The following is a 12,351-nucleotide window of genomic DNA, read 5'->3' as shown; positions in this document are numbered from 1 at the left end:
TGGTGCGGGAAGCGGTCTTGATCTACAACCAAGAGCGCCCGCACCTGTCCTTAAAATACAAAACGCCCGATGCAGTGCATCGGGCGTTAGGGTGAGATAGGTGTAAACCTATTTCAGGACTAGACAGCTCCTAGCCGCTGGTTTTTCTGAAGTTGCGCCCGCCAAGACACCAGGTGCATGACCGATCATCAGCAAACACAGCAAAACCCACATGGCAGGAAGAAACGCTTTCATGGACCCAACGACGCTAACGGCAGAGGGCCATATGCTCGCTTGTTGGACGTCACAAGACAAGTTTGACCCGCCACTGGCTCAAAATCCGCCAGCCGTTTCCTGACACAGTTGGGTCGCCAGCAGTCCCAGCGTCATCAACGCCCTCTCCGCCTCGCGGTTCCACGGGGTGCCACAGTTCAGGCGGATGCAGTGGTTGAACTGCTCGGTATTACTGAAGATCAGCCCGGGGGCGATGCTGATGCCCTGTTGCAGCGCACGAACATGCAACTCCTGAGTATTGACCCTGCCTGGCAGGCTCACCCACAGAATGAAACCGCCCGTGGGCCGGCTCATTTGCGTACCTTCGGGGAAGTACTGCTGCACCGCCAGTTGAAAAGCACTGAGATTTTTTCGGTATTCCTGGCGGATGTACCGTAAATGCCGGTCATAACCGCCATTCTCCAGATAAGCCGCAATCCCCATCTGCGTGACACTGCACGCCGAATGGGTGCTGAAGGTCTGCAAACGCTGAATTTCCTGCTGATACTTGCCAGCGATCATCCAACCGATGCGTACTCCGGGCGACAAGGTCTTGGAGAAACTCGAGCAGTAAATCACCCGATCCAATCGGTCATAAGCCTTGAGCGCCTTGGTGCGACCCTGTTCGAACATCAACTCGCCATAAATATCGTCTTCGACGATCTGGATATCGAAATCCGAAGCCAGACGCAGCAGTTGTTTCTGCCGCTCTTCAGGCATGGTGCCGCCCAACGGATTGCTCAGACGTGTGGTCAGCACCAACGCCTTGATCGACCATTGGTTGGCCGCCAACTGCAGGGCCTCCAGGCTCATGCCAGTGGCTGGATCGCTGGGAATTTCGATGACCTTCAGACCCAGCAGGTCAGCCAACTGCAGCAGGCCGTAGTAAGTCGGCGACTCGGCGGCGATCAGATCGCCTGGTCGGGTCAGCACCCGCAACGACATCTGCAGGGCATCGACACAACCATGGGTGATCACCACTTCAGAGGGATCAACCACCACACCGGCATCGCGCATGCGGATCGCTACCTGCCGGCGCAGCGGTTCGAAACCGGGGCTGAACATGTAGCTGAACGCCCGTGGACTGTGAAACCGGGTGACCTTGGCCAATTGCTGATGAAGTGCGCGCACCGGCAAGTAATCGACACTGGGCACCGCGGCACCCAACGGGAATACGCCTTCACGGCGGGACTCGACCAGAACTTGTTGAATGATGCTGCTGCGAGTCACCAGACCTGGCCGTTCGACGCGGGCGATGTCGGGCGTCGGGGCCGTCAGCGCCGGGGTCTGGTGCACGTAATATCCGGACTGTGGCCGTGCGCGAATCAGCCCCTGATCTTCAAGGTTGGCGTACGCCTGCAACACCGTCGCATGGCTGACGTTGAGTTGCGAACTCATCTTGCGCACCGAAGGCACGCGCTCCCCCGGTTGATAGACCCCACGGCGGATGTCTTCGGCCAGTTGCTGAGCAATACGTTGGTAGAGCAAGAGATTGGTCATGACGCAGCACTCGATTTCACGGGCATTTTATTCTTGTGTGAAACAATACCGGAACAGTTTAGAAGTGTACTGGGACAGTTGTCACTCTAGTCGACCATACAGTGCAGTGTCTGCCTCAACTGTATTGATTTGCGAGCTATTCGACAGACGTAAAAAAGCCCGGTGCTGCCTGACAGCCCGGGCTTTCCAGTGACGCCGCCCTCAGCGGGCAGCGCCGAGCTGGCCTGTTTCGTCGGAGAAGACAATTTCCACACGACGGTTCTGTGCCCGCCCACGCTCGGAAGCGTTGGCGTCTACAGGGTATTCGTCGCCGTAACCTTCGACCTGAATGCGTTTTTCGTCGATGCCCAGATCCGTCAGCACATCGGCAACGGACTGCGCACGGTCGCGGGACAGTTTGAGGTTTTCCTGCTTACCACCGGTGCTGTCGGCATAACCCTCGATGCGCACCACGCGTTTCGGGTTGAGTTGCAGGAACTGGACAATTTTCAACACAACACGGTTGGCCGAGTTTTTCAGCTCGGCTTCCCCAGTGTCGAACAGCACATCACCGAGCGTCATCACCAGACCACGGTCGGTCTGCGTGGTCGCCAGCGCGACTATTTGTTCTTCAAGCCACTTGCCCTGCTGCTGCACGCTGAGCAGTTTGGATTCGCGCAAGGCCAGTTGCAGGCGCTGACGCTCCAGTTCGAGCTTGGCCGCACGCTCCTCGTTGAGCACCTGATTGGTGTGCTCGCGGGCGATTTCACTGTAGCGCTGGCTGAGATAGGCGTAATGGACCACATCCGCCCCGCTGCCCCAATAAGTCGACAGGCGATCGGCGCGGGCCAGCGATTCACCGGCGCGGATCACGTCTTTCGGCGCGATGCGCAGCACGTTGGAATCTTCCTTGACCTTCTGGAAGTCGGCGCTGGCCCCTTGCAGAGCGGATTCGCTATGTTGACCCGCACAACCGTAAAGACTGGCGCAACCGGCAAGAATGAAACCGCCGAGAACTCTGGAGTTGAGGCTCATTGGGCATCTCCCAGTTGCTTGCGCAGACGGACGATGCGGGTGTTGAGCACATTCAACTGTTCTTCACTCTTCTGGGTCAGCACTTTGGCTTCCGCCAGGCGAGCATCCAGTTCGGCCTGCTCGGCACGCATGCGCGCGTTCCGGTAGGACTCATCAGCCATGTTGCCCTTTGCCCGGTTGTATTTGGTTTCGGCCAGTTTCATTTCCGGCACGTCATCGCCAGTGGCACCGACAGCCTTGGCTTGAGTGATGGCCTGCTCGGTCAGGCGCATTTGTTCATTGGGTGCCGGATCGGTCGCGCAACCGGCCATGGCCAGAACGGCCACAGCCGCGAAAAGAGGTCGAATACTCACTAAGAATCCCTACTGTTTTGGGGTACTGACAGGTTGTTGCGGCTGTTGCTGCTGCGCCTTCCAACGCTCGATATTGCGTTGCAGCGCAGCTTCCGTCAGTCCGGACGCGGGCAATTCTGTCATCTTTTTGGCCAACTGTCCGCGCAACCACGGATCGTTGCACGCCGAGTTGTGGGAAACCGCGAGGAACAGCCCCGGTCGATCGATCGGTTGCTCGAAGGCCAACAGGTCATTGGCCATGCCCAATGCCTGTGCGGCTGCCATGCCCGAGTAGCGACCGGCGAGTACATATTCGACTTCACCCAGAAGCAATTTCTGAAAGGCCTGGGTGAGGTTTGCTGTCCGGGTCAGGGTCAATTGCTGCTCGGCGAAAGTAACGAATGCCTCGCTCATTCGAGACTTTTCCGACAAGCCACCGGTATGCCCGTGCAGGTCCTGCGCTGCGTTGTAAAACAAGGTCGAGCCTTTGCGCGTCCACACCAGATAGTCGTTTTCCAGCAGCGGCGGATAGATGTAGTCGAGGTTTTCGAGCTCATTGAAGGTCAGCGGAGCATCCGCGAGCAGGTCCATACGACCGCTGCGCACTTCATCCAGGGCTTGCGAGCGCTTGCCGGCGTAGAGCAATTGGACTTTGATGCCCAGCTCTTTGGCCACTTGCTGCAAAAGATCAGCACTGGCCCCCATCAATTGCTTGGGGTTCTGCGGGTCTTGCCACAGGTACGGCGGCGCATCCGGGCTGCCGGTGACGACGAGACGTTCGCACTTGCCGGCGGCCGCCACCAATCCCGGCAACAGCGCCAGTCCCAACAATAGCGAGCAGTGCAACCTGCGGCGCAGTTCCATGGCAAAACACTCCCACTCAATTGCGAGACAAAAAAAAGCCCGACCAAAAGGTCGGGCTCTTTATAAGTGAAGCTGCCGGATTAGACCAGCTTCTCCAGCTCAGGCACCGCTTCGAACAGATCCGCCACGAGACCATAATCGGCCACCTGGAAGATGGGCGCTTCCTCGTCCTTGTTGATCGCAACGATCACTTTGGAATCTTTCATGCCGGCCAGGTGCTGGATCGCGCCGGAAATACCGACGGCAATGTACAGCTGTGGCGCAACGATCTTGCCGGTCTGACCGACCTGCATATCGTTCGGTACGAAACCTGCGTCGACCGCAGCGCGCGAAGCACCGACGGCAGCGCCCAGCTTGTCGGCCAGGGCGTACAGGTGTTTGAAGTTGTCGCCGTTCTGCATGCCGCGGCCGCCGGAAACGACGATCTTGGCAGCGGTCAGTTCGGGACGATCGGACTTGGCCAGTTCTTCGTTGACGAAGCTGGAAGTACCGGCGTTGTGCGCGGCAGCCACGGCTTCAACAGCCGCAGAACCACCTTCAGCAGCCACCGGATCGAAACCGGTCGCACGCACGGTGATCACTTTGATCGCAGCGGTCGACTGTACGGTAGCGATGGCGTTACCGGCGTAGATCGGACGCTTGAAGGTGTCAGCGCGTTCTACCGAGATGATTTCGGAGATCTGATCAACATCCAACTGCGCGGCAACGCGCGGCAGGATGTTTTTGCCGTTGGAGGTGGCAGCAGCCAGGATATGGCTGTAGCCAGCGCCAAGCTCGGCAACCAGTGGCGCGACGTTTTCCGGCAGCTGATGCGCGTAAGCGGCATTGTCAGCGTTTAGGACTTTGCTCACACCTGCGATTTTCGCAGCGGCTTCAGCCACGGCGCCAGCGCCTTGGCCTGCGACCAGTACGTGGATGTCGCCACCGATTTTGGCAGCGGCAGCCACGGTGTTCAGTGTGGCCGGGGCCAGCACTTTGTTGTCGTGTTCGGCGATTACCAAGATAGTCATGATCAGATTACCTTCGCTTCGTTTTTCAGTTTCTCGACCAGTTCAGCCACCGACTTGACCTTGATGCCCGCGCTGCGTGCAGCCGGCGCTTCGACTTTCAGAGTCTTGTTGGTGGAGGCGGTGGAAACGCCCAAAGCGTCCGGAGTCAGCACTTCGAGAGGCTTCTTCTTGGCTTTCATGATGTTTGGCAGGGACGCATAACGCGGCTCGTTCAAACGCAGGTCAGTGGTGACGATCGCTGGCAGTTTCAGGGAAACGGTCTGCGCGCCGCCGTCGATTTCGCGGGTCACGGCAACGCTGTCGCCAGAGACTTCGACTTTCGAGGCGAAAGTGCCCTGACCGTAGCCGCTCAGTGCCGCGAGCATCTGGCCGGTCTGGTTGTTGTCGCTGTCGATGGCCTGTTTGCCCAGGATCACCAGTTGAGGCTGTTCCTTGTCAACCACGGCCTTGAGCAGCTTGGCCACGGCGAGGGAAGTCAGATCTTCAGCGGATTCGACGAGGATGGCGCGGTCGGCACCCAGAGCCAGCGCAGTGCGCAGTTGCTCTTGAGCGGTGGTCGGGCCGATGGAGACGACGACGATTTCAGTCGCAACACCTTTCTCTTTCAGGCGTACGGCTTCTTCCACTGCGATTTCGCAGAACGGGTTCATCGACATCTTGACGTTGGCGAGGTCTACGCCGGAATTGTCCGCCTTGACGCGAACCTTGACGTTGTAATCCACAACGCGTTTGACAGCTACAAGAACCTTCATGGATTCCTCGTTACTCTCCGGTGAAAAGAAAGTCGCCTAGGCGAACCTGGCGGTTGATGCTCATCGGGCTAAAAGGGCACCTCTAAAAACGCCGGCTTGTGTCGGGGTGATTTCACGAAGTGGAGTGCGATGACCGTTCGTCAGTGGTGACCGATAAGTCATTGATCTTCACGCTGTGTAAACTGCGCGCCAGGCCTGCGCTGCGCATCACCTTGTATTGCCTACGCCCTGTCTTTAGAGGTGCTCTTGAAACCGCCAGTCTGCCTACGGCGAGCGCAAAACCGCCCGTATATTGACCGGAACGCCTATTCCGGTCAATACGGCAAAATGGTCACTCATAAGCCGCGCTTCTTTGATTTCTCTGGGCTGGAGCCAATTCAAACAAACGTTTGTATTGGACGCTCGGAGTGGTGTAGATATAATGCGCCCCCTAGAGAGAAAGGTGGGTTTTCCAATATTCCCTTTGACGTTAACGTAAAGGCAATAGCGGATGCGACATCGAACCTCCAAATTAGAAAAAAAACTGTTGAGCCTTGAGTAGGAGATAGCCTGTGGAACGCGAATACATGGAATTCGACGTGGTCATCGTCGGTGCCGGCCCCGCTGGCCTGTCCGCCGCCTGCCGTCTGAAGCAGAAGGCCGCCGAAGCCGGTAAGGAAATCAGCGTCTGCGTGGTCGAAAAAGGCTCTGAAGTCGGCGCACACATCCTTTCCGGTGCCGTATTCGAACCCCGCGCTCTGAACGAATTGTTCCCGGACTGGAAAGAACTCGGCGCCCCGCTGCACACGCCGGTGACCCGCGATGACATTTTCGTGCTGAAAAACGCCGAAAGCGCGCAAAAAATCCCCGACTTCTTTGTGCCCAAGACCATGCACAACGAAGGCAACTATATTATTTCCCTCGGCAACCTGTGCCGCTGGCTGGCTCAGCAGGCCGAGAACCTGGGTGTGGAAATCTACCCGGGCTTCGCAGCTCAAGAAGCGCTGATCGACGAACAAGGCGTGGTCCGCGGGATCATCACCGGTGATCTGGGCGTTGACCGCGAAGGCAACCCGAAAGAAGGCCTGTACACCCCCGGCATGGAACTGCGTGGCAAATACACGCTGTTCGCCGAAGGTTGCCGTGGCCACATCGGCAAGCAACTGATCAAACGCTACAACCTCGACAGCGATGCCGACGCCCAGCACTACGGCATCGGCCTCAAGGAAATCTGGGAAATCGACCCGGCCAAACACCAGCCAGGCCTGGTGGTACACACCGCTGGTTGGCCGCTGGACATCATGGGCACCGAGAACACCGGCGGCTCGTTCCTCTATCACCTGGAAAACAACCAGGTTGTAGTCGGTCTGATCGTCGACCTGTCCTACAGCAACACCTACCTGTCGCCGTTCGACGAGTTCCAGCGCCTCAAGCATCACCCGGTGCTGGCTCAGTACTTGGAAGGCGGCAAGCGCATCAGCTACGGCGCTCGTGCCATTTGCAAGGGCGGCTTGAATTCGCTGCCGAAGATGGTCTTCAAGGGTGGCGCGCTGATCGGTTGCGACCTCGGCACCCTGAACTTCGCCAAGATCAAGGGCAGTCACACCGCGATGAAGTCCGGCATGCTCGCCGCCGAATCGGTGGCCGACGCGCTGTTCGCCGAAAAGGATGGCACCGAAGAGCTGAGCACTTACGTCGACGCGTTCAAGAAGAGCTGGCTGTACGACGAACTGTTTGCCAGCCGTAACTTCGGCCCGGCGATTCACAAATTCGGCGCCATTGTCGGCGGTGGTTTCAACTGGCTGGACCAGAACATCTTCGGCGGCAAACTGCCGTTCACTCTGCACGACACCAAGCCGGACTACGCCTGCCTCAAGCTCGCCGCCGACTGCAAGAAGATCGACTACCCGAAACCCGACGGCAAACTCAGCTTCGACAAACTCAGTTCGGTGTTCATCTCCGGTACCAACCACGAAGAAGAACAGCCGTGCCACCTGAAGCTGACCGACCCGAGCATCCCGATCAGCAAAAACCTGCCGTTGTACGACGAACCGGCGCAGCGCTACTGCCCGGCCGGCGTCTACGAAGTGATCACCAAGGAAGACGGCGAGAAACGCTTCCAGATCAACGCCCAGAACTGCGTGCACTGCAAGACCTGTGACATCAAGGACCCTGCGCAGAACATCACCTGGGTCACGCCGGAAGGCGCTGGCGGCCCGACTTACCCGAATATGTAAGCCGAACCGCTGAACATCGAGGCTCCCGAAATGGGGGCCTTTTTGTTGCCCGCAATATTTGCATCACCACGAAACCCGCTCCCTCAGGCACTGTGGCAACTCAGGCTACGCGCTCGTCCCCCGGGCTGCGCTCGAAATAACGTTTGTACTCGCGGCTGAACTGCGAAGTACTCTGATACCCCACCCGATGCGCCACCTGCGCCACACCCAACCCCTCCGCCACCAACAACGTCTGCGCCTTCAACAACCGCAAGCGCTTGAGATACTGCACCGGCGACAACAACGTGCTGCGTTTGAAGTGTTCGTGAAACGTCGAAACGCTCATGTTCGCGCAACTGGCCAGCGTCTCGACATTCAATGGCTCGGTGTAATGCGCATGCAGATGGCTGATCGACGCCGCCACCCTCGCAAATTGCCCCTGCTGCTCGACCAACGCCCGCAACACATCGGCCTGCGGCCCCCGCAATGCGACGAACAACAATTCACGCACCCGTGCCGGCCCGAGAATCTGGCATTCCAGCGGATCGTGCAGACAGCTCAGCAGCCGTTCGACACAACCGCGCATGTCATCGTCGAGCACCACCGACGTCATCGACTCTGGCGTCTGCGCCGGAATATGCCGCCCCGGCGCGAGTCCCATCGCCAGCACCAACTCGCCCAGCAACACCCGATCAATCGCCACCGACACCCCTAGCAACGGCGCATCCGGCAAGGCGAAGGTTTCACATTCAAAAGGCACCGGCAGCGCCTGAATCAAATAGTGCCCGGCACCGTATTCCATCGTCCGAGGCCCAAGGAACGCCAGTTTGCTGCCCTGGGCGATGATCATCAGACTCGGCTCATAAATGTGCGGGCCACGGGCGACGTCGCAACTGGCGCGCAACACCCGCACACCCGGCAGTCCGGTCCGGGAGTAACCGTCGCGCAGTGCCAGCGGTTCAATCAGTGAAACCAGCCTGGCATTGGCATCAAGGTGACGGGTCAATTGCATCGAAAGTGTCTTCACAAAATTCATGGAAAAAGGGATGAAAGCATCATCGCAGATCCTTTTGCCTATGCGACCGATCAAACCTGCATGCCGGAGGATTAGGCATGAGACCCGGAGGAATCGTCATGGCCGGACCGGCGCACGGCGCCCAAAATGCGCCGCCCCACCTGTCACTGCTTTTGCGAGGTTTCACATGTACACCGCCATCGGCTATGCGGCCCAATCGGCCACCACTCCCCTCGCCCCGATGAAGTTCGAACGTCGCAGCCCACGGGCCGATGATGTCGCCATCGAAATCCTCTACTGCGGCGTCTGCCACTCCGACATTCACCAGGCACGCAACGAATGGGGCATTGCTGTTTACCCGTTGATGCCCGGCCACGAGATCGTCGGAAAAGTCACCGCCATTGGTACGAATGTCACCCAGCATAAAGTAGGCGATCTGGTCGGCGTTGGCTGCATGGTCGATTCCTGCCGCACCTGCGAAGCCTGCCAATCGAACCTTGAGCAATATTGCCTCGAAGGCCCGACCATGACTTACGCCACCCCGGATCGGGTCGACGGCAGCAACACCATGGGCGGTTATTCGGACAGCATCGTCGTCAGCGAACACTTCGTGGTCCGCATTCCGGAAAAACTGGCATTGGCCAGCGCCGCACCGATCCTCTGCGCCGGCATCACCACGTACTCGCCGCTCAAGCACTACGGCGTCAAGGCTGGCGACAAGGTCGGGATCCTCGGCATGGGCGGCCTGGGCCACATGGGCATCAAGTTCGCCAAAGCCATGGGCGCTGAAGTGACCTTGTTCACCCGTTCGGCGAGCAAGGCTGAAGAGGGCCGTCGTCAGGGCGCCGATCATGTGATCGTCTCCACCGACGCCGAGCAGATGAAAGCCGCCGCCGGTTACTTCGACTTCCTGCTCGACACCATTCCGGTGCAACACGACCTGAACCCGTACCTCGACACCCTGCGTTTTGATGGCGTACACATTCTGGTCGGTCTGATCGAGCCGGTTGATCCACCGGTGCACGCCGCCAAACTGGTATTGGGTCGTCGCGTACTGGCCGGTTCCTTGATCGGCGGCGTCGCCGAAACCCAGGAAGTGCTGGATTTCTGCGCCGAGCACAACATCACCTGCGACATCGAAATGCTCGATATCCGCCAGATCAACGAAGCCTACGCCCGGATGATCGCTGGCGACGTGAAATACCGTTTCGTGATCGACATGGCAACGCTCAAGGTTTAAATCTTAAGCCCGAGTTCTGCCGACAGCCGGGCTGTGATCCCTTTGATCAGGGGAATCAGCTCGGCCATTTTTTCCAGTGGCATGTACGGCACGGTGCTGGCAATGCTGATCGCCGCGACGATACGTTTGCTTGCATCGCGGATCGGCGCCGCCACGCAACGGATCGACGGTTCATTGTCTTCCAGATCGAACGCGTAGCCACCAGCGATGTATTCAGCCATTCGCTGCTCAAGCTGTTCCCAAGATTGCTGGGGATGCTGCGGCCAGAACTGACTTTTCCCACCCGCCGGCAGGCTGATGTCGTACAGGCGCTGCCAATCCTGCGGCGAATCATCGAGCATCAAGGCCTTGCCGATCCCGGTGCGCGCCAACGGCATTCGATGGCCGACCCGCGAACGCATTTCGGGGCCATTGCGTCCCGGATTCTTCAGCAGATACAGCACTTCGTCGCCTTCGCGAATCCCCAGGTGAACGGTGTCTCCGGTCAGCGCTGACAACTCGTCCAGATACGGCCCGGCCAGACTCACCAGCGGCAACTCTTCGCGCGCCTGAAACCCCAACTCAATCAGCTTCGGCCCGAGCAAATACCCGACCTGCGGCACCACGCGCAGATAACGCTCGTCGACCAGACAACTGGCCAGTCGATGAGTGGTGCTGCGCGTCGTGCCGATCAGCCGTGCGATCTCCTTGAGATCGCGGGCGCCACTGGCCACGGCCTGCACCACGCCCAAGCCGCGCAGCAGCGTTTGCGTGCCGGTGGGCGCGGCGTCCTTGGTTTTTTCCGGGGCGTCTTCCTGCATATCCAGCCTTTACCGTTGAGCGAGGGAACGGGCGGCATTATGGTCGCCCGATGCTGACCACTACAACTTGATACGTTCGACCTTGCCCACCAGCAGCACGTAGGACAAAGCGCCGATCAACGCGAGAACCGCGATATAGGTGATCGCCGGGGCAAATGAATCGCCACTGGCGAGGAACCCGATCACGATCGGCGTGGCAATCGCCGACAGGTTGCCGATGAAATTGAACACCCCACCGGTCAGGCCGAGCAGCCGCGCTGGCGCGAGGGTCGACACCAGCGACCAGGTGATCGATGCCAGGCCGTTGCCGAAAAACGCCAGGGCCAGGAAGGCGATCACCAGCGGCGTCGACTCAACGAAGTTGGCACCGATGATCGACGTGGAGATCAGCAACCCGCCGATGATCGGCAACTTGCGCGCAAACCCTACGGTGTAACCGCGACGAATCAGCAAATCGGAAAAGAACCCCGAACACAGCACGCCAATGAACGCCGCGAGAAACGGCAGCGACGCCAACAGGCCGGACTTGATGAAGTCCATGCCGCGGTATTTCACCAGATAAGTCGGGAACCACGTCAGGAAGAACCACAGCGTCGAGTTAAGGCAGAACTGACCGAGGTAAATGCCCCACAACTTGCGCTGGCTGAGAACGATGCCCAGATCTGTCCAACTGAATTTGGCTTTGACCCTGGCAGACTCGGCCTGGATATCCACCAACCCGCCGCCCTCACGAATCAGATCGATTTCCGCCTCATTGACGCCTTTGAAATCTCGCGGCTCGCGATACACCGCGTACCAGATCGCCGCCCAGATGATGCCCACTGCACCGGTCGCAACGAACACCATGTGCCAACCGAATTCGTGTTGCAGCCAGGCCAGCACCGGGGTGAGAAAGGCCAGTCCGACGAATTGCCCGGAGGTATAGAAACCGATCGCCGTGGCGCGTTCGCGCTCAGGAAACCAGGTGGTGACCACGCGGCTATTGATCGGATAGGCCGGTGCCTCCAGCGCGCCGACGGCCATGCGCAGGACGAACAGCGCGATGAAACTGGCGGCGAAGCCAAGCATCACCGTGGCCACCGACCACAGCAGCAGCGCGACGCTGTACAGGATGCGTGGCGGCACTCGATCCACCAGCCAGCCGCCGGGGATCTGCATGGCGGCGTAGGTCCAGCCGAACGCGGAGAAAATCAGGCCGACGTGAATCGGGTCGATGCCCAGCTCAGTGGTCAGCGCCGGCGCGGCAATCGACAGGTTGCTGCGGTCGAGGTAGTTGATCACCACGGTGATGAACAGCAACACCATGATGAAAAAACGCTTACGGCTAGGCGTGACTAAAGACGCCTGCCCGGTGAGGGGTTGCGGTTGCATGGGGAT

General features: G+C 59.0%; 11 protein-coding genes. 2 read left to right on the top strand and 9 right to left on the bottom strand.

All coding sequences use genetic code 11. From position 1 onward, the window contains the following. Positions 1-312: 312 nt before the first annotated feature. The 6 genes from AACY18_RS11660 to AACY18_RS11635 all read right to left on the bottom strand — a co-directional run bounded on the left by AACY18_RS11660 (position 313) and on the right by AACY18_RS11635 (position 5,724). Positions 313-1,752: an aminotransferase-like domain-containing protein gene (locus AACY18_RS11660; protein WP_221729294.1), complete on the bottom strand. Its 1,440-nt coding sequence runs from the start codon at positions 1,750-1,752 to the stop codon at positions 313-315. A 201-nt stretch (positions 1,753-1,953) separates the two neighbouring features. Then, positions 1,954-2,766: an OmpA family protein gene (locus AACY18_RS11655; protein ID WP_339464914.1), complete on the bottom strand. Its 813-nt coding sequence runs from the start codon at positions 2,764-2,766 to the stop codon at positions 1,954-1,956. Then, complete coding sequence (locus AACY18_RS11650; protein ID WP_339431117.1) at positions 2,763-3,119, bottom strand: DUF4398 domain-containing protein; 357 nt, start codon at positions 3,117-3,119, stop codon at positions 2,763-2,765. Before AACY18_RS11650 ends, AACY18_RS11655 begins: the two co-directional genes overlap by 4 nt. Positions 3,120-3,128: 9 nt before the next feature. Continuing rightward, positions 3,129-3,962: a substrate-binding periplasmic protein gene (locus AACY18_RS11645; protein ID WP_339431116.1), complete on the bottom strand. Its 834-nt coding sequence runs from the start codon at positions 3,960-3,962 to the stop codon at positions 3,129-3,131. Between the two features lie 80 nt (positions 3,963-4,042). Continuing rightward, positions 4,043-4,972: an electron transfer flavoprotein subunit alpha/FixB family protein gene (locus AACY18_RS11640; RefSeq protein ID WP_339464912.1), complete on the bottom strand. Its 930-nt coding sequence runs from the start codon at positions 4,970-4,972 to the stop codon at positions 4,043-4,045. 2 nt (positions 4,973-4,974) lie between these two features. Then, positions 4,975-5,724, bottom strand: a complete 750-nt coding sequence (locus AACY18_RS11635) for an electron transfer flavoprotein subunit beta/FixA family protein (protein ID WP_007908338.1) — start codon at positions 5,722-5,724, stop codon at positions 4,975-4,977. Between the two features lie 551 nt (positions 5,725-6,275). On the opposite strand from AACY18_RS11635, the gene AACY18_RS11630 reads away from it, so the two are divergent. Beyond that, on the top strand, positions 6,276-7,940 hold the full coding sequence (locus AACY18_RS11630) for an electron transfer flavoprotein-ubiquinone oxidoreductase (protein WP_339464910.1): 1,665 nt from the start codon (positions 6,276-6,278) through the stop codon (positions 7,938-7,940). 100 nt (positions 7,941-8,040) lie between these two features. Here the strand turns inward: AACY18_RS11630 and AACY18_RS11625 are convergent, their stop codons facing one another. After that, positions 8,041-8,931, bottom strand: a complete 891-nt coding sequence (locus AACY18_RS11625) for an AraC family transcriptional regulator (protein ID WP_339464909.1) — start codon at positions 8,929-8,931, stop codon at positions 8,041-8,043. 190 nt (positions 8,932-9,121) lie between these two features. Between AACY18_RS11625 and AACY18_RS11620 the strand changes: the two genes are divergently transcribed. Then, positions 9,122-10,174 carry an NAD(P)-dependent alcohol dehydrogenase gene (locus AACY18_RS11620; protein WP_339431113.1) on the top strand — a complete coding sequence of 351 codons (1,053 nt, stop codon included), beginning with the start codon at positions 9,122-9,124 and terminating at the stop codon, positions 10,172-10,174. Here AACY18_RS11620 and AACY18_RS11615 read toward each other — a convergent pair. Both AACY18_RS11615 and AACY18_RS11610 read right to left on the bottom strand, forming a co-directional pair. Then, positions 10,171-10,974 carry an IclR family transcriptional regulator gene (locus AACY18_RS11615; protein WP_339464907.1) on the bottom strand — a complete coding sequence of 268 codons (804 nt, stop codon included), beginning with the start codon at positions 10,972-10,974 and terminating at the stop codon, positions 10,171-10,173. The genes AACY18_RS11620 and AACY18_RS11615 overlap by 4 nt on opposite strands. 60 nt (positions 10,975-11,034) lie before the next feature. Continuing rightward, positions 11,035-12,345 (bottom strand): MFS transporter, encoded by a 1,311-nt coding sequence (locus AACY18_RS11610; RefSeq protein ID WP_339431111.1) that lies wholly within the window; start codon positions 12,343-12,345, stop codon positions 11,035-11,037. Positions 12,346-12,351 lie beyond the last annotated feature (6 nt).

This window comes from Pseudomonas sp. EA_65y_Pfl2_P74 (genome assembly GCF_963970575.1).
Lineage (GTDB): Bacteria > Pseudomonadota > Gammaproteobacteria > Pseudomonadales > Pseudomonadaceae > Aquipseudomonas > Aquipseudomonas baetica_A.
This window is presented reverse-complemented; position numbering and strand designations above follow the sequence as displayed.

Bases quoted from the DNA above. Each gene is read 5' to 3' on its own strand.
- AACY18_RS11615 (WP_339464907.1), bottom strand. From the start codon at position 10,974: ATGCAGGAAGACGCCCCGGAAAAAACCAAGGACGCCGCGCCCACCGGC.
- AACY18_RS11660 (WP_221729294.1), bottom strand. From the start codon at position 1,752: ATGACCAATCTCTTGCTCTACCAACGTATTGCTCAGCAACTGGCCGAA.
- AACY18_RS11620 (WP_339431113.1), top strand. From the start codon at position 9,122: ATGTACACCGCCATCGGCTATGCGGCCCAATCGGCCACCACTCCCCTC.
- AACY18_RS11635 (WP_007908338.1), bottom strand. From the start codon at position 5,724: ATGAAGGTTCTTGTAGCTGTCAAACGCGTTGTGGATTACAACGTCAAG.
- AACY18_RS11610 (WP_339431111.1), bottom strand. From the start codon at position 12,345: ATGCAACCGCAACCCCTCACCGGGCAGGCGTCTTTAGTCACGCCTAGC.
- AACY18_RS11625 (WP_339464909.1), bottom strand. From the start codon at position 8,931: ATGCAATTGACCCGTCACCTTGATGCCAATGCCAGGCTGGTTTCACTG.
- AACY18_RS11655 (WP_339464914.1), bottom strand. From the start codon at position 2,766: ATGAGCCTCAACTCCAGAGTTCTCGGCGGTTTCATTCTTGCCGGTTGC.
- AACY18_RS11640 (WP_339464912.1), bottom strand. From the start codon at position 4,972: ATGACTATCTTGGTAATCGCCGAACACGACAACAAAGTGCTGGCCCCG.
- AACY18_RS11645 (WP_339431116.1), bottom strand. From the start codon at position 3,962: ATGGAACTGCGCCGCAGGTTGCACTGCTCGCTATTGTTGGGACTGGCG.